This is a genomic window from Leifsonia sp. 10L418 (assembly GCF_056395445.1).
The window spans coordinates 54292-75845 of sequence record NZ_JBFTJN010000010.1 but is presented as its reverse complement, the minus strand read 5'-3'; the positions used below and the strand labels follow the sequence as shown (position 1 = coordinate 75845).

Annotated in this window: 21 protein-coding genes and 1 tRNA gene; 15 read left to right on the top strand and 7 right to left on the bottom strand. The window is 65.5% G+C overall.

Going from position 1 to position 21554, the window contains the following annotated elements:
* Window positions 1–94: 94 nt before the first annotated feature.
* The 5 genes from lysS (at window position 95) to cls (ending at window position 4868) form a co-directional block, all read left to right on the top strand.
* Entirely contained in the window at window positions 95–1564 is a 1470-nt protein-coding gene (gene lysS, locus AC1DCF_RS17570; protein ID WP_477212152.1) for a lysine--tRNA ligase, read from the top strand.
* On the top strand, window positions 1564–1728 hold the full coding sequence (locus tag AC1DCF_RS17565; protein WP_477212101.1) for a hypothetical protein: 165 nt from the start codon (window positions 1564–1566) through the stop codon (window positions 1726–1728). The genes lysS and AC1DCF_RS17565 overlap by 1 nt, the downstream gene beginning before the upstream one ends.
* A 275-nt stretch (window positions 1729–2003) precedes the next feature.
* Window positions 2004–2870: an endonuclease domain-containing protein gene (locus AC1DCF_RS17560; protein WP_477212100.1), complete on the top strand. Its 867-nt coding sequence runs from the start codon at window positions 2004–2006 to the stop codon at window positions 2868–2870.
* A 339-nt stretch (window positions 2871–3209) separates the two neighbouring features.
* Entirely contained in the window at window positions 3210–3386 is a 177-nt protein-coding gene (locus AC1DCF_RS17555; protein WP_441792006.1) for a hypothetical protein, read from the top strand.
* Between the two features lie 27 nt (window positions 3387–3413).
* Window positions 3414–4868, top strand: coding sequence for a cardiolipin synthase (gene cls, locus AC1DCF_RS17550; protein ID WP_477212099.1), 1455 nt, complete (start codon window positions 3414–3416; stop codon window positions 4866–4868).
* A 46-nt stretch (window positions 4869–4914) separates the two neighbouring features.
* On the opposite strand, the gene AC1DCF_RS17545 is transcribed toward cls, so the two are convergent.
* Window positions 4915–5889: a pirin family protein gene (locus AC1DCF_RS17545; RefSeq protein WP_477212098.1), complete on the bottom strand. Its 975-nt coding sequence runs from the start codon at window positions 5887–5889 to the stop codon at window positions 4915–4917.
* Window positions 5890–6171: 282 nt separating this feature from the next.
* On the opposite strand from AC1DCF_RS17545, the gene AC1DCF_RS17540 reads away from it, so the two are divergent.
* Window positions 6172–6549, top strand: coding sequence for an SHOCT domain-containing protein (locus AC1DCF_RS17540; RefSeq protein WP_441792009.1), 378 nt, complete (start codon window positions 6172–6174; stop codon window positions 6547–6549).
* 136 nt (window positions 6550–6685) lie between these two features.
* On the opposite strand, the gene AC1DCF_RS17535 is transcribed toward AC1DCF_RS17540, so the two are convergent.
* On the bottom strand, window positions 6686–6922 hold the full coding sequence (locus tag AC1DCF_RS17535) for a helix-turn-helix domain-containing protein (protein ID WP_477212097.1): 237 nt from the start codon (window positions 6920–6922) through the stop codon (window positions 6686–6688).
* Complete coding sequence (locus tag AC1DCF_RS17530) at window positions 6922–7557, bottom strand: hypothetical protein (protein ID WP_477212096.1); 636 nt, start codon at window positions 7555–7557, stop codon at window positions 6922–6924. Before AC1DCF_RS17530 ends, AC1DCF_RS17535 begins: the two co-directional genes overlap by 1 nt.
* A 197-nt stretch (window positions 7558–7754) precedes the next feature.
* On the opposite strand from AC1DCF_RS17530, the gene AC1DCF_RS17525 reads away from it, so the two are divergent.
* The 4 genes from AC1DCF_RS17525 to AC1DCF_RS17510 all read left to right on the top strand — a co-directional run bounded on the left by AC1DCF_RS17525 (window position 7755) and on the right by AC1DCF_RS17510 (window position 12347).
* Window positions 7755–10280 (top strand): ATP-dependent Clp protease ATP-binding subunit, encoded by a 2526-nt coding sequence (locus AC1DCF_RS17525; protein ID WP_441792012.1) that lies wholly within the window; start codon window positions 7755–7757, stop codon window positions 10278–10280.
* A gap of 219 nt (window positions 10281–10499) precedes the next feature.
* A complete protein-coding gene (locus AC1DCF_RS17520; protein WP_441792013.1) occupies window positions 10500–11012 on the top strand; it encodes an amino-acid N-acetyltransferase in 513 nt (170 codons plus the stop codon).
* Window positions 11013–11175: 163 nt separating this feature from the next.
* Complete coding sequence (locus tag AC1DCF_RS17515; RefSeq protein ID WP_477212095.1) at window positions 11176–11802, top strand: hypothetical protein; 627 nt, start codon at window positions 11176–11178, stop codon at window positions 11800–11802.
* Window positions 11803–11897: 95 nt separating this feature from the next.
* A complete protein-coding gene (locus AC1DCF_RS17510) occupies window positions 11898–12347 on the top strand; it encodes a dehydrogenase (protein ID WP_477212094.1) in 450 nt (149 codons plus the stop codon).
* Window positions 12348–12414: 67 nt separating this feature from the next.
* Here AC1DCF_RS17510 and radA read toward each other — a convergent pair whose 3' ends face one another.
* Together radA and AC1DCF_RS17500 are read right to left on the bottom strand one after the other, a co-directional pair.
* Window positions 12415–13776: a DNA repair protein RadA gene (radA, locus tag AC1DCF_RS17505; protein ID WP_477212093.1), complete on the bottom strand. Its 1362-nt coding sequence runs from the start codon at window positions 13774–13776 to the stop codon at window positions 12415–12417.
* 10 nt (window positions 13777–13786) lie between these two features.
* Window positions 13787–14653 carry an SGNH/GDSL hydrolase family protein gene (locus tag AC1DCF_RS17500; RefSeq protein WP_477212092.1) on the bottom strand — a complete coding sequence of 289 codons (867 nt, stop codon included), beginning with the start codon at window positions 14651–14653 and terminating at the stop codon, window positions 13787–13789.
* 155 nt (window positions 14654–14808) lie between these two features.
* Between AC1DCF_RS17500 and AC1DCF_RS17495 the strand changes: the two genes are divergently transcribed.
* A tRNA-Ser gene (locus AC1DCF_RS17495) sits at window positions 14809–14898 on the top strand.
* A gap of 253 nt (window positions 14899–15151) precedes the next feature.
* Window positions 15152–15874: a GNAT family N-acetyltransferase gene (locus tag AC1DCF_RS17490; RefSeq protein WP_477212091.1), complete on the top strand. Its 723-nt coding sequence runs from the start codon at window positions 15152–15154 to the stop codon at window positions 15872–15874.
* Window positions 15875–15902: 28 nt separating this feature from the next.
* Here AC1DCF_RS17490 and AC1DCF_RS17485 read toward each other — a convergent pair whose 3' ends face one another.
* Window positions 15903–16388 (bottom strand): Lrp/AsnC family transcriptional regulator, encoded by a 486-nt coding sequence (locus AC1DCF_RS17485; protein WP_477212090.1) that lies wholly within the window; start codon window positions 16386–16388, stop codon window positions 15903–15905.
* Window positions 16389–16537: 149 nt separating this feature from the next.
* On the opposite strand from AC1DCF_RS17485, the gene ald reads away from it, so the two are divergent.
* Window positions 16538–17653: an alanine dehydrogenase gene (ald, locus tag AC1DCF_RS17480; RefSeq protein ID WP_441792020.1), complete on the top strand. Its 1116-nt coding sequence runs from the start codon at window positions 16538–16540 to the stop codon at window positions 17651–17653.
* Window positions 17654–17864: 211 nt separating this feature from the next.
* Here ald and AC1DCF_RS17475 read toward each other — a convergent pair whose 3' ends face one another.
* Complete coding sequence (locus AC1DCF_RS17475; RefSeq protein ID WP_477212089.1) at window positions 17865–18860, bottom strand: LacI family DNA-binding transcriptional regulator; 996 nt, start codon at window positions 18858–18860, stop codon at window positions 17865–17867.
* A 181-nt stretch (window positions 18861–19041) separates the two neighbouring features.
* Between AC1DCF_RS17475 and AC1DCF_RS17470 the strand changes: the two genes are divergently transcribed.
* Window positions 19042–20319: an adenosylhomocysteinase gene (locus AC1DCF_RS17470; RefSeq protein ID WP_477212088.1), complete on the top strand. Its 1278-nt coding sequence runs from the start codon at window positions 19042–19044 to the stop codon at window positions 20317–20319.
* Window positions 20316–21551 carry an adenosylhomocysteinase gene (locus tag AC1DCF_RS17465; protein ID WP_477212087.1) on the top strand — a complete coding sequence of 412 codons (1236 nt, stop codon included), beginning with the start codon at window positions 20316–20318 and terminating at the stop codon, window positions 21549–21551. The genes AC1DCF_RS17470 and AC1DCF_RS17465 overlap by 4 nt, the downstream gene beginning before the upstream one ends.
* Window positions 21552–21554: the final 3 nt, after the last annotated feature.

Here is a 21554-nt window from a genome sequence, read left to right as displayed (position 1 = left end):
CGCTGCCAAGGCCAAGGCGGCTGCCGCGGCAGCTCCCGAGGCCGACGCTACCGCTGAAGCCGAACTCGTCGACGGTGGGTTCACCGCCGCCGAGATGAACGAGCAGAAGGTCGTGCGCCTCGGCAAGCGGGAACGCCTGAACGCCCTGTCGACAACCCCCGGCGGCGGCGCGTACCCGGTCTCCGTGCCGATTACCGACACGATCCCCGCCGTGCGCGCGCGCTTCGGCGACCTCGAAGCGGATGCCACCACCGGCGTCACCGTCGGGCTCGCCGGCCGTGTCGTGCACCAGCGCAACACCGGCAAGCTCTGCTTCGCGAGCTTGCAGTCCGGAGACGGCAGCCGCATCCAGGCCATGGTCTCGCTCGCCGTCGTCGGCGAAGAGTCACTCGCGAACTGGAAGGAACTCGTCGACCTCGGCGACCACCTCTTCGTTTCGGGTGAAGTCATTTCTTCCCGGAGCGGCGAACTGTCGATCATGGTCGCCGAATGGCAGATCGCCACCAAGGCCCTGCTGCCGCTGCCGAACCTGCACACCGAGCTCAGCGAAGAGACCCGCGTGCGCAGCCGCTACCTCGACCTGATCGCCCGCGAGCAGGCCCGCCGCAACGTGGTCAACCGCTCGAAGACCGTCGCCAGCCTGCGCAAGACCTTCACCGACCTCGACTTTCTTGAGATCGAGACGCCGATGCTGCAGACCATGCACGGCGGCGCATCCGCTCGCCCGTTCGTGACACACAGCAACGCGTTCGACACCGAACTGTTCCTGCGCATCGCACCGGAACTCTTCTTGAAGCGCGCCGTTGTCGGCGGCATCGACCGGGTCTACGAGATCAACCGCAACTTCCGCAACGAAGGCGCCGACTCCACGCACTCGCCCGAGTTCGCGATGCTCGAGGCCTACCAGGCCTACGGCGACTACAACTCGATCGCCAATCTCACCCAGCTGCTCATCCAGAACGCGGCCGAAGCCATCTCGGGCGGCCATGTCGTCACCTGGGCCGACGGCACCGAGTACGACCTGGGCGGTGAATGGGATCGGATCAGCATGTACGACAGCCTGAACGCTGCCGCCGACACTGCGTTCACTCCGCAGACTCCGCTGGCCGAGCTCAAGGCGCTCGCTGACCGCGAGGGCATCGAAATCGATCACCCGATTCACGGCAAGTACATCGAAGAGCTCTGGGAGCACTTCGTGAAGGGCGACCTGGTTCGCCCCACCTTCGTGATGGACTTCCCGGTCGACACCAGCCCGCTCGTGCGCGGCCACCGTTCGATCGACGGCGTTGTCGAGAAGTGGGACCTCTACATTCGCGGCTTTGAACTGGCCACCGGCTACTCCGAGCTCGTCGACCCCGTCATCCAGCGGGATCGCTTCATCGAACAGGCCAGCCTGGCCGCGGGCGGAGACCCCGAGGCGATGCGCCTCGATGAGGAGTTCCTTCGTGCGCTCGAGTACGGCATGCCGCCGTCGGGCGGTATGGGCATGGGCATCGACCGCCTGCTGATGGCGCTGTCGGGCCTCGGCATCCGCGAGACCATCCTCTTCCCGTTGGTGAAGTAATGAGCTTCCTGCCGAAGGACGAGCTCGAGCCCAAGCGCGACGGCGCCGAGGACAAGGGCAAGCGCCCCCGCCCGTCGATGAACCGGATCATCCTCTGGGTCGTCGTGGGCGGCGTCGGTGTCTACATGGTCGCCTCGGGCCTCATCGGGGTGCTGACGAAGTAGCGCCGCGCCGCTCGGTGTAGCAAGAAGCGCAAGAATTGCGCACCTGTCGCTGAACACCGCACCGATTGTGCGGCATACGGTGACAGTTGCGGTTTTCGCGACGGATGCTGCGGCGTAGGTGTCAAGGCGGGCCGCGCCTTCGGCCGAGCTCGACCGCAAGCTCGCGTGTTCCTCGCTCCCCTCGGGGTGCTCCTGCACAGGGGCGCTGGGACGTCGATTTCCACGGATCATGGTTTGCCGATCCGCGTGCGCCAGGCTTGAGCCAGAGTCAGACGATGGATCGTTCACTCAGCGCCGATATGGGCCGGTTCGGCAACCTGGCCACCCGCGCACAGCTTCAGGAACTCGGTTACACGGCCCGCGACATCCGTAGCGCCCTTGCCGCGCAACAGCTCTGGCCCATCCGGAAGGCCTGGGTCGCGCATCGCGGCGCCGAGGCGAAGGCGATGCGCGCCGTTGCGCTTCGCGGGCGATTGGCCGCCGGGTCCGCACTGGCCAGCCACGGGATCTGGGTGACCGAGGTATCTGGAGTGTGGCTCGGAACACCACAGGGAACGAGCGGCGTGCCACCGACGGGGCCCGGCGAACATCGGCTCTGGGTGCGCGAGCATTTTCCGAGCAACGATGACCGCCGGTGGCGGGTGTCAGTGGGCGACGCCCTCGTGCAGCACATCTCCCGGGTGCCGGCAGGCGACGCGATCGCATCCATCGACAGTGCCCTTCACCAGCGTCTGACCACCTACATTCAGCTTGACGAGGTGTTCGCACGGCTTCCGCGTCGCCTTCGCGGCCTGCGTCGGCGGGTGAACGCTCAGTCGCAGTCGGGACTCGAGTCCATCTTTCGAATCGCGGCAGAGGATGCCGGTTGGCGAGTGGACATCCAGGTCAAGATTTCTCGCGTGGGGCACGTCGATATTCTCATCGACGGCTGGCTCGTCATCGAACTCGATGGCGCCGAGTGGCATGACGACGACTCTGCTCGGGACGAGGACTCCCGGCGCGACGCGGAACTGATCCTGCTCGGTTATCGCTACCACCGGTTTCGCCACGGCCAGGTTCTCACTCAGATGCCGCTGTGCCTGGAAGTTGTGCGCGCCATCCTTGCCGAGGGGCGTCCGCGCGCCTCCGCCGCCGGCCGTTGAGCGCCACCGTGTACCAAGAGCGCAAGGTTTGCGTCGGTGGAACTGAATGCCGCACAGGTTGTGCGCTATTGCATGACAGTTGCGGTGTTCGCGACGGATGTCTTCGGTCGCGTCGCCGTCGCGGATGAGTGCGTCGGGTCAGCCATCGCGTCGATTCTCGCCTCGGCGTGTAGGCCAAAGGCGCAAGGATCACGCTTGTGTCACCGAAGACCGCGCAGATTGTGCGGCGTTCGCTGACTGTTGCGGTTTTCGCGACGGAAGCCGGCGACACTACGCTGCCCGTGCGCGCGCCGCCGCTCCCAGCCGCGACGGAACATTTTCGCGTATCCTGAGAGGGCTATGGATAATTTTTGGGCAAACGCCGCTTGGTCGCTCGCGCCGACTGTTCTCGTCGGTCTGATCTTCTGGCTGGTCATGCGCTCGATCATTCATGCCGACCGCACGGAGCGCCGCGTCTACTCGGAGATTGAAGCCGAAGAGCGCGCGCGACTCGGGCTCGATAAGCCCACGAGCTAGGCCGCAGGCTCAGCGACCATGGGGGGCATGGATATCGCGACCATTTCTGTTCTGGTCGCCTTAGTCATCGACTTCGTCATCCGTGTCGTCGCGGTAATTGTGGTGCCGCGCAACCGCCGACCCACCTCGGGGATGGCCTGGTTGCTCGCCATTTTCTTCATCCCCTACCTCGGGGTGCTGCTCTTTCTGCTGATCGGCTATCGCACGCTGCCCAAGAAGCGCTTGGCCATGCAGGCCGAGATCAACCAGTTCATCCTCGACAACACCGAGGGAATGGAACGGCCGCCGCGTGGCGAACAGTGGCCACCGTGGCTCGCCTCCGTCGTCGAACTCAACCGCACTTTGGGAGCGCTTCCGCTCGTCGGCGACAACAGCGCCACCCTGCTCGGCGATTACAACGGCACGTTCGCGTCGATGATCGCCGACATCGACAGGGCCGAACGGTATGTGCACGTCGAGTTCTACATCCTCTCTCTCGACACCACGACTGCACCCTTTTTCAACGCCCTCGAGCGTGCCGTGGCGCGAGGAGTGTCGGTGCGGGTGCTGATGGATCACATCCAGTCGATGCGCAAGCCCGGCTACCGGAAGACCAAGCGGCGGCTGACCACGGCGGGTGTGCGCTGGGAGCTGATGCTGCCGTTGCAGCCGTTCAAGGGCAAATGGCAGCGGCCCGACCTGCGCAACCACCGCAAGCTGCTCATCGTCGACGGAGCCGTCGGCTACATGGGCTCGCAGAACGTGATTGATCGCACGTACAACGAGCGCAGCAACATCCGACGCGGGCTGAAATGGAAAGACCTGATGACGCGGGTCGAGGGCCCCATCGTCGGCGAACTGAACGCGATCTTCTTGACTGACTGGTACAGCGAGACGCAGGAACTGCTCTCCCGCGATCTCGACCCGGTGCATCCGGCAATCGTTTCGGACCCGCTCGACTGCCAGGTTGTTCCAAGCGGCCCCGGGTTCAAAGGGGAGAACAACCTCCGACTGTTCTTGGCGCTGCTCTACTACGCGCAAGAGCGCATCATCATTACGAGCCCGTACTTCGTGCCCGACGAGTCGATTCTCTACGCGATCACCACGGCGACCCAGCGCGGCATCCACGTGGAACTTTTCGTCTCGGAGATCGGTGACCAGGCGTTGGTCTACCACGCACAACGCTCGTATTACGAGGAACTGCTCCGCGCCGGGGTCATCATCTACATGTACAAGGCCCCGTACATTCTGCACGCCAAGCACTTCACCATCGACGACGACGTGGCCGTGATCGGCTCGAGCAACATGGACATGCGCTCGTTCAGTCTCAACATGGAGGTATCGATGATGGTGCGCGGCAAGACGTTTGTACAGCAACTGCGCGCCGTCGAAGACTCTTATCGCAAGGACAGTCGCGAACTCACCCTCGACGAATGGATGAAGCAGCCGCTGCGTTCGACAATTCTCGACAACCTGGCCCGCCTGACCTCGGCGGTTCAGTAGGCGGATCTAGTGCGGATCTAGCGCGAAAACGGATGCGCCGCGCGGGTCACTCGCGCGGCTTCAACCGCACGTTCGGCATCGGGGGTGCGGGCAGGGGCGCCCCGTCGAAGTCGGCGACGGTGCCGAACCGACCGTCGGCATCCGTGCCGTCAATCACATCTGACTGCCAGGCCGTGCGAAAAGCGGCGATCTCGTCGTGGCTGCGGCCGATGAAGTTCCACCACATCACAATCTGCTCGTGCAGCGGCGCCCCGCCGAGCAGCAGCACGCGGGCCGGTTCGTCGCCGGTCGCAAGCACGAGGACGTCGGCGCCCGGAGCCCGATACCCGATCGCGTGAAGGGGGACCGGCTCGTCGTCGAGCGCCACCGCGCCGGTGTCAAGAAGCACCCCGTGTTCGAAGCCGGCATCGACGGGCAGCGCGATCTCGGTGTGCGGCGGCAGATCAATCTGCGCGCCGAGCAGGGGGCTGAAGGTGGTTGCTGTCGAAACCTGACCCAGCAGGCTGCCGAGAAACACCCGCACGACCGCGCCCTGATGCTGAACGGGCTGCGGCACGTACCGTTCGAAGAACGGGGCGGTGTGGCGGTGTGCGTCGGGAAGGGCCGTCCACAGCTGAGCGCCGTGCAGACTCGTCGTGGCCGGCGTCGACACTTCGGAGTGCGAGATGCCGGCTCCGGCCGTCATCAGATTAAGTTCGCCGGGGCGTACGAAGGCATGGGAACCGGCGGAGTCGCGGTGTTCCACCTCCCCGGCGAAGAGCCAGCTCACGGTCTGCAGACCGGTGTGCGGGTGCGGCGGCACGTTCATCGACCGCTCGCCGAGGGCATCCGGTCCGTAGTGATCGACGAAACACCAGGCGCCGATGAACGAGCGTTCACGCTGCGGCAGCGTGCGCCGCACGGTCATCGCGCGCGGCCCGCCGAGCGGCACCAGTCGCGGTTCGAGAATCTGGATGCCGTTGGTCGTCCCGGGCAGGTCGTCGCAGATGCGCTCTTCCGGTTCGGTCTCGAGATTGCTCATAGGGGAAGCCTAATCCGAGGGAGTGCCGAAACCCGGGGCCAGCCAGGGGTGACAACCCGAGCATGCTTGTGGAAGGTGACCGGAGGAATGCCGCTGAATCGGCGCGGATTCCGCGCATCGAAAATTCGTACCCCGGTATGACGCGGTTCTGGCCTCCGTTGCACCATACTTGGGGGTTGTCGTTGGGGGGAACTGACACCTGTCTTCTCTCATCGCGCCTCGGCGGCATTGCCCGCCGGAACGATTTCTGCACCGCGCAGAATCAGTGAAAGGAATCACCGCATGAGCAACATCTGGGATGTCATCTGGACGTTCTTCTGGATCTTCGCCTTCGTGGCCTACCTGATGATCCTCTTCTCGATCATCGGAGACCTCTTCCGCGACCACAAGCTCAACGGCTGGTGGAAGGCACTCTGGGTGATCTTCCTGATCTGGGTTCCGTTCGTCACCGCACTCGTCTACCTGATCGCGCGTGGCCGCGGCATGGCCGAGCGCACGATTGAGGCCCAGAAGCGCGCCCAGCAGGCCGCTGAGTCCTACATCAAGGAGGTCGCCGGTTCGAGCACCGCCGACGAGATCGCCAAGGCGAAGGCCCTGCTCGACTCCGGTGCGATCACCGCCGACGAGTTCGCGGCGCTGAAGGCCAAGGCTCTCGTCTAAGGCTTCACCACTCCGAAGGGCCGGTCGCGATTCGCGACCGGCCCTTTGTGCATCGCGAGTGCGCCGAGTTTGTCAGTTGCGGTCGACTTTCCCCGTTCTGCCGGGCGAACTCGACCGCAACGCTCAAACTCGGCGGCTAAGCAGGCCGGTCAGAGACGAGCAGGTCGCCAACTTCGCAATTCAGCGCCGCACAGATTGCCGCGAGGGTTGAGAACCGGATGGCGCGGGCCCGGTCGTTCTTCAGAACCGACAGATTCACGACGCTGACGCCCACCAACTCGCTCAGGCGGGTGAGCGTCATCTCGCGTTCGGCGAGCAGCTCGTCGAGCCGGCAGTGGATGCCGCTGGCCTCGTCGATGTCGGCGGGCGCCACTAGACGAGACCTTCGGTGTCGCGCTGCATCCGACGCCCTGTCTCGAATGCGGTTGCCACCAGGAGCAGCACAATGCCGACGAAAGCCGGTGCGAAGTCGAGCGGAGTGGTCAGCGGCCAGAATCCATCCAGGCCGTCGTGATTGAGCTCGCTGGCCGCCATCATGCGACCGAGACCGCCGAAGCCCTGGCCAAGGATGGTGCCGACCAGCAGAACGCACCCAACGGCGTAGGCCATCCACGAGACCGACCGGTCAAATGGTCGGCGCTTCAGGAGCTTCCAGCAGAGAAGGGCAATTGCCGTCGAGACGATCAGAGTGGTGAGGATGCCGACAATGGCGCCCAGGGCCAGGAGAATACTTGTCAGCGGGGTGAGGTTGGAGAGCGTCACGAACGCTGTCTCGAACGTGCCGTCAACGATCTGAGCGGTGCCGCCGGAGGCCTCGGGCGGAAGGGCGGCATCCGTGAGGAGCGTGACCGGAATCTCGCCTGACGACAGGCTGGAAACGAGACCGCGAGCTCCAATCACCGTGGCAATGACGCCCGTCGCGAGTGCGCCGAACAGCGCCACCCAGGTGAGATACCGCTGAAACGCGGTCTCGAAGCGGGTCAAGCGAGTCTGTGTTTGAGTCTTCACGAGGCAACCTAACGTTTATCGATACTAACGATAATCGTTACGGTATCGACTTCAGGAGCTGAATGCAACCTGCCCTGATCGTTGTGCTCCCTCTCAGGCATCACGCTGGGGGCGAACAGAGGCATCTATCCCAGCTTCGGCTGGTTACTCTTTTTGTATCGGTGCCACTACTGCCCTGGTGCCAAGGGAGCAATCACATGTTTGAGAGATTTACCGACCGAGCTCGTCGCGTCGTCGTTTTGGCCCAGGAAGAGGCCAAGATGCTCAACCACAACTACATCGGTACCGAGCACATTCTGCTCGGCCTGATCCACGAGGGCGAGGGAGTCGCCGCCAAGGCGCTGGAGTCCCTCGGCATCTCGCTCGACGCCGTGCGCGAGCAGGTTCAAGACATCATCGGTCAGGGTCAGCAGCAGCCGACCGGCCACATTCCGTTCACCCCGCGCGCCAAAAAGGTGCTCGAGCTGAGCCTCCGCGAAGCGTTGCAGCTCGGCCACAACTACATCGGTACCGAGCACATCCTGCTCGGCCTGATCCGCGAGGGCGAAGGCGTTGCCGCTCAGGTGCTCGTCAAGCTCGGTGCTGACCTCAACCGGGTGCGCCAGCAGGTCATCCAGCTCCTCTCTGGCTACCAGGGCAAAGAGCAGGTGCAGGTCGGCGCCAACGAGCAGACGGGTACTCAGGCGGGCAGCCAGATCCTCGACCAGTTCGGACGCAACCTCACGCAGGCTGCGCGCGACAACAAGCTCGACCCGGTCATCGGCCGTGAGAAGGAAATCGAGCGGGTCATGCAGATCCTCTCGCGTCGCTCGAAGAACAACCCCGTGCTGATCGGTGAGCCCGGCGTCGGTAAGACCGCCGTCGTTGAGGGCCTCGCCCAGGCCATCGTCAAGGGCGATGTTCCCGAGACGCTGAAAGACAAGCAGCTCTACTCGCTCGACCTTGGTTCGCTCATCGCCGGCAGCCGTTACCGCGGTGACTTCGAAGAGCGTCTGAAAAAGGTCACCAAGGAGATCCGCGCTCGCGGCGACATCATCATCTTCATCGACGAGATCCACACCCTCGTCGGAGCCGGTGCGGCCGAAGGCGCGATCGATGCCGCCAGCATCCTCAAGCCCCTTCTCGCCCGCGGTGAACTGCAGACGATCGGTGCGACCACCCTCGACGAGTACCGCAAGCACTTCGAGAAGGATGCCGCGCTCGAGCGTCGCTTCCAGTCGATTCAGGTCGCTGAGCCGTCGCTGCCGCACACCATCAACATCCTCAAGGGCCTGCGCGACCGTTACGAAGCGCACCACAAGGTGTCCATCACCGATGGTGCCCTCGTGGCCGCGGCGAACCTCGCCGACCGGTACATCTCCGACCGCTTCCTGCCGGACAAGGCCATCGACCTGATCGACGAGGCCGGCGCTCGCCTGCGCCTGTCGATCCTCTCGAGCCCTCCCGAGCTGCGTGAGTTCGACGAGAAGATCGCCGTCGTGCGTTCCGCCAAGGAAACCGCGATCGAAGACCAGGACTTCGAGAAGGCCGCCAGCCTGCGCGACGAGGAGAAGAACCTCCTCGGCGAGCGTCTGCGCCTCGAGAAGAAGTGGAAGTCGGGCGACGTCAAGACCACTGCGGTCGTCGACGAAGGTCTGATCGCCGAGGTGCTCGCACAGGCCACCGGCATTCCCGTCTTCAAGCTCACCGAAGAGGAGTCCTCGCGTCTCGTCTTCATGGAGAAGGCACTGCACCAGCGCGTCATCGGTCAGGAAGAGGCCATCTCGGCGCTCGCCCGCACCATCCGTCGCACCCGTGCCGGCCTGAAGGACCCGAAGCGTCCGAGCGGTTCGTTCGTCTTCGCCGGCCCGACCGGTGTCGGAAAGACCGAGCTGGCCAAGGCGCTCGCCGAGTTCTTGTTCGACGATGAGGCCGCCATGATCTCGCTCGACATGAGCGAGTACGGCGAGAAGCACACCGTTTCGCGTCTGTTCGGTGCTCCTCCCGGATTCGTCGGCTTCGAAGAGGGCGGCCAGCTCACCGAGAAGGTGCGCCGCAAGCCGTTCAGCGTCGTGCTGTTCGACGAGATCGAGAAGGCTCACCCCGACATCTTCAACTCGCTGCTTCAGATTCTTGAAGAGGGCCGGTTGACGGATGGTCAGGGTCGCGTCGTCGACTTCAAGAACACCGTGATCATCATGACCACGAACCTCGGTACCAAGGACATCAGTGGCGGACCCGTCGGTTTCCAGATCGAGGGCGACACCTCGACCAGCTACGACCGGATGAGCGGCAAGGTGAAGGAGGAATTGAAGAAGCACTTCAAGCCCGAGTTCCTCAACCGTGTTGACGAGATCATCGTCTTCCCGCAGCTGTCGAAGCCGGAACTGCTGCAGATCGTCGACCTGTTCATCAAGCGTCTGTCGGTCCGTATGCTCGACCGCGACATGACCGTCGAGCTCACCACCGCGGCGAAGGAACGCCTGATCGAGGTCGGCTTCGACCCCGCTCTCGGCGCCCGGCCGCTGCGTCGTGCGATCCAACACGAGGTGGAAGACCGCCTGAGCGAGAAGATCCTGCAGGGCGAGCTGAACGCGGGCGACCACGTGCACGTGGACTTCTCCGGCACCGAGTTCGTCTTCACGACGACCGCGCGGGCCACGTCTGCTGCGATCGGGATCAACAGTTCCGCCGCGCTCGGCACCGGTTCGGTCACGCCCGACCTGGCCATCTCCGGCGAGTAGTTCGCAACACCAGCGCGTTCAGCGTTCACGAAGGGCCCGGCAGTTTTCTGCCGGGCCCTTCGGCGTCCCAGCGTGCCTGTCGACGTTTCCATTCGACGGAGATTTCGGCCAATTCGGGCAGTTTCGGCCCGAAACGCCTCGCTTTCGTGAAAATCTCCGTCGAATGGGATCTCTAGACTGAGTAGTTCATTTGAACTCAACACGAGAGAGGTGCCGGGCGTGAGCGAACAGAGGTTTACCGTGCGCCGTGCGCGCACCAGCGATGTGCCGGGGATCAGGGCGCTCGTCGAGCCTCTCGTGCAGGAGCGCATCCTGCTCGGCAAGGACATGGTCGTGTTCTACGAGGCCGTGCAGGAGTTTCGTGTGGCCGAGGATGCCGATGGCCGGCTGATCGGCTGCGGCGCCCTCCACGTGATGTGGGAGGATCTGGCCGAGGTGCGCACTCTCGCCGTCGACAAGGACTGGCTCGGTCACGGAGTCGGCCACGCGCTTCTCGATCGCCTTGAGGCCGACGCGCGCGAACTCGGGCTCAGCCGCCTCTTCTGCCTGACCTTCGAGGTGCCGTTCTTCACTCGGCACGGCTTCGAAGACATGGGGACCGAGACCGTTGACCCCTCGATCTACGCCGAACTCGTACGCTCACCCGATGAGGGCGTCGCCGAGTTTCTCGACCTGGCCCGCGTGAAGCCGAACACCCTCGGCAACACCCGGATGGTCAAGCGTCTGGTCTGAGCCTGCGGAGGCGCCTTGTGCCTCGTGCGGTGAGGCGTGCTGCGGGTGAGCTTGAAGCGCACGCCCGCAGCAGGCAGCCCGTGTCGCGAGCTCGCAGCTGACACTCAGCGGGCGCGCCGCAACCGATCCCTGGTTTTGACCGGTCGCTCGCTAGCCTGGGGGCATGTCGACGATCAAGCATCCCGTCGGACCTCAGTCTGACAAGGTTTACCGCCGCCGGCGCGCCGTCGTGGGCCTCGGCCTGCTCGCCGTGATCATCATCGTCATTTTGATCATCGTGCGCCCCGGTGCGAGCGTCGGCGAGCCCGACGGTTTGCCCACGTCGAAGCAAGGCACGTCGACGGATGCGCCGTCCCAGTCGGCGAATCCGGCCGCGGCCGCCGGTGCGTGCGATCCAGCCGCGATCAACGTCGAGGCGCTGACCAACGCACCCGATTACAGTGCCGACCAGCTTCCGGAGCTGACGCTCAGCGTGACCAACACCGGAACGACCGCCTGCGTGATCGATGCGGGAACGTCGAAGCAGGTGTTCACCATCACGAGTGGTGATGACGTCTGGTGGAACTCGACCGATTGCCAGACCGGCGCCGCTGACGCCAAAGTGACGCTTGCGCCCGGTGCGACCGAGAAGTCGACGGCGCCCCTCACCTGGGACCGCACACGGTCGGCGAAAGACACCTGCGAGTCCGACTCACGAGAGCTTGCCCCGGCCGAGGGCGCCTCGTACCACTTGAGTGTCACCGTCGACGGGATTGCGGCGAAGAGCCCAACCCAGTTCCTGCTCAACTAGCCTCCCGGTTCCGGCCCTCCTCCGAAACCGACGTTCGGGAGAGCCCCACATCGCGGTCGGGAGAGCCTCGCTGCCGCTCGGGCTAGGCTTGATGCATGGCGAAATCAGCGCGAAAGAAGTCCAAGAACGGGTCGAAAGCACCCGTCGAGTTTCGCTCTGAAGCGCTCGCCCAGGCGCTCGAACGTCAGGATATGGCAGCGATCGCTCTCGCGCTGAAGCACGGCAACACTGTTGTGCCGCTCACTGCCCCCGGAAACCGGGACAGCCCGCTGAAGTCAGGCGAGGTGTGGACCTACCGCGACCCGAACACGCAAGAAGTCGCGCTGCTGCTGTTCAGTTCGGCCGACAACAAGCCCGACAATCTGCCGCCGACCGTTGGCCTGCAGAGTCCCGACTGGTTGCGCGCATTCCTGACCCGCTACGTCGACGAAATCACGACGGTGTTCTTTGACATCGCCGGACCGCATCCGTTGCAGGCGTCGCCAGCCGACTTGCTCGCGGCAATCGGCTCAGCGCCCGGCTCCGACCTGCCGGATGCCGATTAGCCTGCCGGATGCCGACCGGCCGGGAGCGGGCGGGGCGCTATGGCCTCGCACGCCGGGATCACACGCCCTAGAACGACCGGTCGAGCTCGACCTCACGCGGCGACGCCGCTGTTGACAGGGCGCGACCAATCGCAACGCGAATCGCTTCGCTGCTGGCATCGATTCGATCGGTGAAGCCCAATCGGGCGGCCTCGCTTGCGCGTTGCTTCGCCGCCGACACCGGCCGGATCTCACCCGCCAAGCTGATCTCCCCGAAGGCGACGACATTGTGGGCAATGGGAACATCGCGAACCGCGGATGCGATGGCGAGGGCGATGGCGAGATCGGCGGCCGGTTCGATCAGCCTCACCCCGCCCACCGTCGAGACATACACGTCGTGGCCCGACAACGAGTAGTTGGCACGTTTCTCGAGCACCGCGAGCAGCATGGCCACGCGCGAGGAATCGACCCCATTGGTCACCCGCCGCGGGTTGGGCGCTTTCGTGTCGACTACCAGTGCCTGAATCTCGACCGGCATGGCGCGGCGTCCCTCGAGAGCCACCGTGACGCAGGTGCCAGAGACCGGGGCCGTGCCACGGCTCAGGAAGAGCCCGCTCGGGTCGGGCACCTCGGCGATGCCGTCGCCGGTCATCTCGAAGCAGCCCACCTCATCCGTCGGTCCGAACCGGTTCTTCAACGCGCGCACGAACCGCAGCGCCGTCTGCCGGTCGCCCTCGAACTGGCAGACAACGTCGACGATGTGCTCGAGCAGGCGCGGCCCGGCGATCGAGCCGTCTTTGGTGACGTGCCCGACGAGCAAAATAGGCAGATCGCGGTCTTTCGCGACCCGGATCAGAGTGGATGCGACCTCCCGCACCTGGCTGGGCTGGCCGGCGAGGCCGTCGGAGAGCGCACTCGACACCGTCTGAACGGAGTCGATGATGACGAGGTCGGGCTTGACCGCGTCGATCTGCCCGAGGATGGTGCCGAGGTCGGTCTCGGCGGCGAGATACAGCTCCGGCTGCAGCGCGCCCGTGCGCTCGGCGCGGAGGCGTACCTGGCTCACCGATTCCTCGGCGCTGACGTAGAGCACGCGGGACTTCGCCGCGGCGGCCTTCGACGCGACCTCGAGCAGCAGAGTCGACTTGCCCACGCCCGGCTCACCGCTGAGCAGGATCACGGCGCCGGGAACGATGCCGCCGCCGAGAACTCGGTCGAACTCGCCGATGCCGCTTGGCCAGTGCTCGACGGCCGTGGTGTCGACGTGGGTGATCGGGCGGGCCACGCCGGCGCCGCTGACCGCCGACGCCTTGACCAGTCGTGAGAGGCCCGGCTTCTCGGTGGCATCGGCGACGGTGCCCCATTGCTGGCATTCGGCGCACCGGCCGGCCCACTTCGCGGTGGTCCAGCCACACTCGGTGCAACGAAAGGAGGAGACGGGTTTTGCCATGCTTGCGAGCCTAGCTCGCGCCGCTGACACCCTCCGGTTCGGCGGCGTTCGCCGGTGCAGAGGCGTCGCCGGCCTGCCCCTGTGCAAACCGCCCGGGCATCGTGGGCTGCGCGGCCGGCACCCGCAGCCGAAGATCGGCGCCGAGCGCCGGGAGAAAGGCCTGCGCCCAGACCCGGTAGCCGCGATCATTCGGGTGGAACATGTCGTTGGCGAACTGGGTGGCGATGCTGCGCCACCCCTGTCGCTCGGTCGTCGCGTGCAGTGGCACGACCGTGAGGCGGTGTTCCGCGGCGACCTCCCGCAGAATCCGGTTGGCTTCGGCCACCTTGCGCTCATTGTGCGGAAAGTGGAAGCAGGGCAGATCGGCAACCAGCGCGTGCTCCGGCACCGCGGCCAGAATCTCGCGGATTCCCACTTCAAACACCGCCGCATCCCACAGTGCAATGTCGTTGGCGCCGATCGCGACGGTGACGACATCCGGCTTCAACTTGCGCAGTCGGGGAAGCTGGTCGCGCACCGCGAGGGCGACCGTCGCGCCAGACACGCTCAGATTGACCACGCGCACCGTGCGGCCGGTCGCCTGACGGATGTAGTCGGCCACGATTCCGACGTAGCCGCGGCTCGGCGCACTGGCCCCGATCCCCTGAGCGGCGCTGTCGCCGATCGCGACGTAGAGCAGCTGACCGGAATCCTTCGCCTGGTCGCGCCACCATTTGGAGTTGATCGGCAGGGTCTCGTTGAGCACCGCGGCGTTCTCGGCGATGTGGTGGCGGAACCGCCGGTAGCCGGCGAAGGCTGCAGCGCTGACGGCGACCGACGCGGCGACGGTGCTGCCGGCGACGGCGATGGTGCGGAGTCCTGGATTCGCGGATGTCACCCGCTGAGGGTACAACGTGGGGCCGGGTTTTCGCTGCCCCGTGGCGATGGATGTCGACGGTGCAGCGACGTTCAACTCCGCGCTCGGGTCGCTGCGGCACGCCCGGCTGCCGCTCAATTGGCGTCGGGGTTCAAGTCTCGACTACAATCGTCCTCGGTACCGTGTCCGAGCGGCCGAAGGTGCAACTCTCGAAAAGTTGTGTGGGGGAGACTCCACCGTGGGTTCAAATCCCACCGGTACCGCCATCGAAACCCCCTGATTCCCGGTGTGAGAACACCGAGGTCAGGGGGTTTTTGTTTTCGAAAGCCGCGCGGCTGAAAAACATCACACGTCAGGGAAAATGCCCTGAAACATGATGTTTTGGAGCGCAGGCTGCAAGCGGTGATGTTTTGGCGGTTGCCGCCCGAATCGCTGTGCCCGTTGGTTGTCCGGCCGACCTGCAGGCGAGACGTGACGGTCGGTTCGGTCTGCAAACTGTCGCCGCGCTACGATCGACCGATGAGCCTCCCGTCACCGAAGCTGCCGTCACCGAAGCACCCGACAGGCCTGTCCGCGCCCGCGCGATTCACACCGGTCTCAGACGCTCGCCCTGATGACACCCCGTGGACTCCGATGACCTGGCCGCCGGCCTCCACGGCGATGCTTGTCGGCGAGCACGTGCGACTTCGGCCGCTGATCCCCGAGCGAGACTCGGCTGAGCTCTTTCAGGCACTTGACGAGGACGCGAACTGGGAGCATGTCGCCGGTCGACCCGCCGACACGGCAGAGTATGTGGCGGCGTTGCACGCCGGGGCGGAGCGTGGTCATTGGGCCTGGGCCGTGCAGCTCACCCGGCCGTTCGGTTCGTTCGCCGCGGGGGCGCTCGTCGGCAAAACAACGTTCCTCGATGTGTCGCCCGCCGACGGCCGGCTTGAGATCGGCTCGACCATGTACGCGCGGTCGTGCTGGGGGACTGCCGTCAACCCTGAGACCAAGCTTCTGCTGCTCGGCCACGCTTTCGACACTCTGGGCGCCGGCCGGGTGCAGCTGAAAACGGATGCACGGAATTCCCGTTCCCAACAGGCGATCGCACGGCTGGGCGCCACTTACGAAGGCACACTGCGCCGCTACCAACGCCGGGCCGATGGGAGTATCCGGGACACCGTGATGTTCTCGATCACCGTCGAAGACTGGCCGGCCGTGCGCGACGGGCTGCTCAGGAGGCTTGCCGATCAGGGCTGATTGAGGCCGATCGAGTTCGTGATCGTGGCTAGCCGAGCCCCGGCCCGATGTAGTGGTGCTCGAACACCATGCTCGTGCGGGTCGAGGCGACCGCCGGGTTCGCCGAGAGGTTCGCGACGACGAAGTCGCGCACGTCGTCGGAGTCCTCGGCGAGCAGGTGGATGATGAAGTCCTCGGCGCCGCCGAGAAAGAACACCTGCACCACGCGCGGCATCGCCCGGATCTCGTCCCGAAAGGCGGGGATCTGCGTGCGGGCGCCCGAGCGGATGTTCACGCTGATGAGCGCCTGCAGCCCGAGCCCCAGCGCCTTCGGGTTCACCTCCGCCGTGAACCGGGTGATCACGCCACGGCTCACCAGCGATCGCACCCGTACCACGCAGGTCGACTCGGCGATGCCGGCGGCCTGGGCCAAACGGCTGTTCGTCATCCGCGCATCGGCCTGCAACTGGGCAACAAGAATACGGTCGACGTCGTCGAGCTCAGTCGTGCTCTGAATTCTCTTCAGCTCGGCCATCGATTCTCTCTCCAATTCCGCAACTTCCACTGCGTGAGTGCCAATTCTTGTAGATTCCGCGGAGTAAGGCTATACCCAGCGAGTAAAACGCAAAATTAATGAATTGAAACCGGAGATTCCCGGGCACGACAATGAAGACGGAGCAGCAGATGCGGGTTGGCATTCCCACCGAGATCAAGAACAACGAGAACCGCGTTGCGATCACCCCAGCCGGAGTTCACGAGCTGGCCCGCCGCGGTCACGAGGTGTTCATCCAGGAAGGCGCCGGACTCGGCTCCAGCTTCAGCGACGACGAGTACCGCCTCGCCGGCGCGACGATTCTCGGATCGGCCGAAGAAGTCTGGGCAGCAGGCGACCTGCTGCTCAAGGTCAAAGAGCCGATCGCGTCTGAGTACAGCCTCATGCGCAAGGACCAGGTGCTCTTCACGTACCTGCACCTGGCCGCCTCCCGCCCCTGCACCGACGCGCTTCTCGCAGCCGGCACCACGGCGATCGCCTACGAAACCGTGCAGTTGGCCGACCGCAGCCTCCCGCTGCTGTCGCCGATGAGCGAGGTCGCCGGACGCCTGTCGGTTCAGGTCGGTGCCTACCAGCTCATGAAGGCGGCCGGCGGAAAAGGCATCCTGCTCGGCGGCGTTCCCGGAACCCCGAAGGCCAAGGTCGTCGTCATCGGCGGCGGCGTCGCCGGCGAGCACGCCGCGGCGAACGCACTCGGCATGGGTGCCGACGTCACGATCATCGACCTCTCGATCCCGCGCCTGCGCCAGCTGGAGAACCGCTTCAACGGTGAGATCCAGACCAGGGCCTCGTCACAGTACGAGATCGCCGAGCAGGTGCGCGATGCCGACCTCGTGATCGGTTCGGTGCTCATTCCCGGTGCGCAGGCGCCCAAGCTCGTCACCGACGCGATGGTGGCGTCGATGAAGCCGGGCAGCGTGCTCGTCGATATTGCGATCGACCAGGGCGGATGCTTCGAAGGCTCCCGTGCGACGACCCACGACGACCCGACCTTTGCCGTGCACGACAGCATCTACTATTGCGTCGCGAACATGCCGGGCGCCGTTCCGGCCACGTCGACGCGTGCGCTGACCAACGCGACCCTGCCCTACGTGGTCGCGCTGGCCGAGAAGGGCTGGCAGAAGGCGCTGGCCGACGATGCCGCGCTGGCGAAGGGGCTCAATACCCACGCCGGTCGCGTCACCAATGAGCATGTTGCAGCAGCACTCGATCTGCCGCTGCTGCCGCTCGCTGAGCTTGTCGCATAACGACTGACGCTCACACAGGAGATTCTGCGACGCTCCGTCGCAGGCCGACCGTTGGCCTCGGGGTGTCGCAGAATCTCCTTTTCGGTGATCGAGCTTGTCGAGGCCTCCCTGGCCGATCTGCAGACGTCGTGTCAGTTCCAGGGGTCGACTCACGGGATCTCGACAGGCCCGATCACCGGTCGGCCCGATCAGCAGATGCGGGAGAGAACCGTCAGTGCGCGCCGCAGGTGTCGCCGACGATGAGCGATCCGGCGAGCACGTGGTGCTGCGCATCGCCCTGCTCGAGCCAGGCGTCGAGCGTCTCGTAGGCGGTGACCGCCAGCTGCTGCAGGGGGAGCGCAACCGTCGTCATCCGGATGCTGCCGCGCAGCGTCTCGCGGATGCCGTCGAATCCGACGACCGCGAGATCCTCCGGAACGCGCAGCCCGAGCACCGCTGCCGCGCGCATCGTCGCGAGAGCCTGTTCGTCGGTCGTTGCGAAGATAACGCGCGGGGCGTCGTCGCCATCGAGAATGTCCAGTACGGCTGATTCGGCGTCGAAACGATCGTAAGAAACGCGGCGCAGGCGCCCTTCGGTGGGCAACCCTGCCTCGGTGAGAGCGCGCAACCAGCCCAGTTCACGCCGGCCGGCCGGCCCGACGTCGTTGGGCCCGGTCAGGCAGTGGATGTCGGTGTAGCCGTGTTCGATCAGGTGGTTGACCGCCGCATAGGCCCCGCCGGCATCGTCAAAGAGCACGCGCGGCCCCTCGGAGCCGATGGGGGCGGAGTGCAGGTAGATGCGCGGGCAGTCGTCGGCATCGGCGCCGCCCTGGCCGACGCTCGTGACGAAGATTCCGCGGGCACGCAGGTCGGAGAACGCGTTCTCGTAGTCGATCTCGGTCTCGCGCTTGTAGGCGGTGTTGCCGAGCAGCGTGAGCAGCCCGCGGCGGCGGCCCTCGGCTTCCAGATGGCGGGAGAGCTCGCTGAAGAACGCGTTGGACGAGTCGGGCACGAGCAGACCGACGAGGTTGGAGCGCCCGGCGCTGAGCGCGCTGGCGAGCGGGTTGCGGCGGTAGCCGAGTGTGGCGATCGCGCTCTCGACTTTGGCCCGGGTGGTCGGCGATACCGTGCGCGGCCCGTCGTTGATGACATAGCTGACCACCGCCGTCGAAATACCGGCCAGGCTGGCCACATCGGCCAGCGTCGGTCGTCGTGTCGGTGTGCTCACGCAGACCACTCTAGTCATCGCGAGCCCCCGAAAACCGTCTTGACAATGGTGAATCTAAGCGCTTAGTATTTCGATCAGTTTCCCGAATCCTCCTGCTGTGCCGACGCGTTTGTGGCGCCCGGGAGTTTTTCTCACCGACGAGAAGGCGGGCGAGAAGACCGACGAGAAAGTCGAAAGATCGATGAACGAAGTAGCCGCGACGCTCAGTGAGTCGACGACGTCCCCCGTGGGAGACGCATCCGTCGGCCAAGCCAAGATCGAATGGGTTCGGCGCCACTCGCCCGTGCTCAACGGATTCGTTCGCGAGACACTCGCCGACGGAGCCCTGACCGGCGTGCGCATTGCCGTCGTCGTTCACCTCGAAGCCAAGACGGCGTTCCTCGCCACGGTGCTCGCCGACGCCGGAGCCGAGGTCATCGTGGCAGGCAGCAACCCGCGCACGACCAACGGCGACGTCGTCGAGGCGCTGCGCGCACAGGGCCTGACCGTTGTCGCCGAGCCGGATGGCGACTACGACAGCTGGGAGCGCGAGCTTCTCGCCGCAGCCGACTACGCGCCCGACTACATCATCGATGACGGTGCAGAGCTGACGATGCGGATGGCGCAGTTCCGGCCCGAGCTGTACCAGCGTCTGCAGGGCGTCTCCGAAGAGACCACGACCGGCACCTCCCGCCTGCACGCCATGTCGGCGGCCGGCAAGCTGCCGTTCAAGACGCTCACCGCCAACGACGCGCGCTGCAAGCACCTTTTCGACAACAAGTTCGGCACCGGACAGACCACGCTGCAGGCGATGCTCAACCTGACCAACCGTCAGATTGCCGGCGCCCGCGTCGTCGTCGTCGGCTACGGCTACGTCGGCCGCGGCATCGCCCAGTACGCCCAGGCGATGGGCGCTCGCACCTTCGTGATGGAAACCGACCCGGTGCGCGCACTCGAAGCGCACATGGACGGCCACACCATCGGTTCGGCCCACGACGTGCTGCCGACCGCGACGATGGTCATCACCGCCACCGGCGGCATGCGCGCCATCAGCGAGGCAGACTTCCCCTACCTGCGCGACGACGTCGTGCTGGCCAACGCAGGTCACCATGACCTCGAGGTGGATGTCGACGCGCTCGCCGCCGCATCCAGCCTGACCACGGAGCCGCGCACGAACATCGTCACCTACCGTCTCGGCGACCGCGACATCCACGTGCTGAGCGGCGGCGCCCTGGTCAACATCGCCGGCGGCAGCGGCCACCCGGTTGAGATCATGGACCTCACCTTTGCGGTGCAGGGCCTCGGCATCCACTACCTCGCGACCACCGACCTGGCCGACGGGGTGCACATCATTCCGAAGCACCTCGACGACGCGATTGCCGCGGCGAAGCTGGCCAGCCTCGGCGTGACCCTCGACGAGGTTCGCCCCGAGCAAGAAGACGACTCCGCTGACTGGCTCGAAGGGATTCCCAGCGCATGAACGCACTGCTGACCGAAACTGTCACCCCCTCTGCCGGAGCGGGGCGCATCGACTGGGCCCTGCGCGGCATGCCGGTGCTGAAGGCCATTGAGAAGCGCCTGACCGAGGCGGGCACGCTCGTCGGCCTCCGCGTCGGCGTGGCACTCGTCTTGGAGCCGAAGACCGCCAACCTGGCCCTGGCCCTGAACCGTGCCGGCGCCGACGTGAGTGTCTACTGCGTCGGTCGCAACACCGACGGTCGCGTCGCTTCTGCCCTGGCCGACGCCGGCCTGCAGGTCTTCGCCGAAGAGGGCGCCGGCGACGAGCGCGACCTGGAGCTCGCCCGCGACTTCCTGCGCACGAAGCCGGACATCCTGCTCGACGACGGCGCCGCGCTGATCCGTCTCGCACACCGCGAGTTCCCCGAACTCGTCGCCAGCATGCTCGGCGCCGCCGAGGAGACCACCAGCGGCGTGCGTCCGCTGCGCGCGATGAACGACGAGGGTGCCCTGCACATCCCGGTCATCGCCGTCAACGACGCCAAGACCAAGTACCTCTTCGACAACGTCTATGGCACCGGCCAGAGTTGCGTCATGGCCATGCTCGACATCACCAACCTGCAGTTGGCCGGTCGCAACGTCGTGGTCATCGGCTACGGCTGGGTCGGCACCGGGGTGGCCAAGCACGCCGCCGCGATGGGCGCCCGTGTGATCGTCACCGAGCTCGACCCGATCAAGGCTTTGCAGGCGTTGCACGACGGATACCGAGTGCTGAGCCTCGCCGACGCCGCGCCTCAGGCTGAGGTCATCTTCGCGGCCACCGGCATTGCCGGTGTCGTCACCGCCCTGCACCTGACCGGCCTGCCGAGCGGCGCCATCCTCTGCACCGCCGGTGGCGGAGCGTTCGAACTGCCGATGGAGTACCTCGACGCGCTCGGCACCGGCCGCATCGTGCGCGAGGCAGTGACCGAGTACACGCTCCCGTCGGGCAAGACGGTTCAGGTCATCAGCGAGGGCGACTGCCTCAACTGTGCCGACGCCGAGGGCAATCCCATTGAAGTGATGGACCTGTCACTGTCACTCCAGGCGCTGGCCGCCGAACAGATCGCCACCGAAGCCACGAGCATGAAGTCGGGCGTCTACCCGATCTCTGTCGACGCCGAAAACGCCGTCGCTGTGATCAGACTGCACCACGAGGGCGCCACCCTCGAACCAATGACCGATGAGCTCACCGCTGCCATGCGCAGCTGGTAACGA

What these genes read in the sequence shown, in the direction of transcription:
- lysS (WP_477212152.1), top strand. Translation starts at nt 95, where the DNA reads ATGAACGAGCAGAAGGTCGTGCGCCTCGGCAAGCGGGAACGCCTGAAC.
- AC1DCF_RS17565 (WP_477212101.1), top strand. Translation starts at nt 1,564, where the DNA reads ATGAGCTTCCTGCCGAAGGACGAGCTCGAGCCCAAGCGCGACGGCGCC.
- AC1DCF_RS17560 (WP_477212100.1), top strand. Translation starts at nt 2,004, where the DNA reads ATGGATCGTTCACTCAGCGCCGATATGGGCCGGTTCGGCAACCTGGCC.
- AC1DCF_RS17555 (WP_441792006.1), top strand. Translation starts at nt 3,210, where the DNA reads ATGGATAATTTTTGGGCAAACGCCGCTTGGTCGCTCGCGCCGACTGTT.
- cls (WP_477212099.1), top strand. Translation starts at nt 3,414, where the DNA reads ATGGATATCGCGACCATTTCTGTTCTGGTCGCCTTAGTCATCGACTTC.
- AC1DCF_RS17545 (WP_477212098.1), bottom strand. Translation starts at nt 5,889, where the DNA reads ATGAGCAATCTCGAGACCGAACCGGAAGAGCGCATCTGCGACGACCTG.
- AC1DCF_RS17540 (WP_441792009.1), top strand. Translation starts at nt 6,172, where the DNA reads ATGAGCAACATCTGGGATGTCATCTGGACGTTCTTCTGGATCTTCGCC.
- AC1DCF_RS17525 (WP_441792012.1), top strand. Translation starts at nt 7,755, where the DNA reads ATGTTTGAGAGATTTACCGACCGAGCTCGTCGCGTCGTCGTTTTGGCC.
- AC1DCF_RS17515 (WP_477212095.1), top strand. Translation starts at nt 11,176, where the DNA reads ATGTCGACGATCAAGCATCCCGTCGGACCTCAGTCTGACAAGGTTTAC.
- AC1DCF_RS17510 (WP_477212094.1), top strand. Translation starts at nt 11,898, where the DNA reads ATGGCGAAATCAGCGCGAAAGAAGTCCAAGAACGGGTCGAAAGCACCC.
- radA (WP_477212093.1), bottom strand. Translation starts at nt 13,776, where the DNA reads ATGGCAAAACCCGTCTCCTCCTTTCGTTGCACCGAGTGTGGCTGGACC.
- AC1DCF_RS17490 (WP_477212091.1), top strand. Translation starts at nt 15,152, where the DNA reads ATGAGCCTCCCGTCACCGAAGCTGCCGTCACCGAAGCACCCGACAGGC.
- AC1DCF_RS17485 (WP_477212090.1), bottom strand. Translation starts at nt 16,388, where the DNA reads ATGGCCGAGCTGAAGAGAATTCAGAGCACGACTGAGCTCGACGACGTC.
- ald (WP_441792020.1), top strand. Translation starts at nt 16,538, where the DNA reads ATGCGGGTTGGCATTCCCACCGAGATCAAGAACAACGAGAACCGCGTT.
- AC1DCF_RS17470 (WP_477212088.1), top strand. Translation starts at nt 19,042, where the DNA reads ATGAACGAAGTAGCCGCGACGCTCAGTGAGTCGACGACGTCCCCCGTG.
- AC1DCF_RS17465 (WP_477212087.1), top strand. Translation starts at nt 20,316, where the DNA reads ATGAACGCACTGCTGACCGAAACTGTCACCCCCTCTGCCGGAGCGGGG.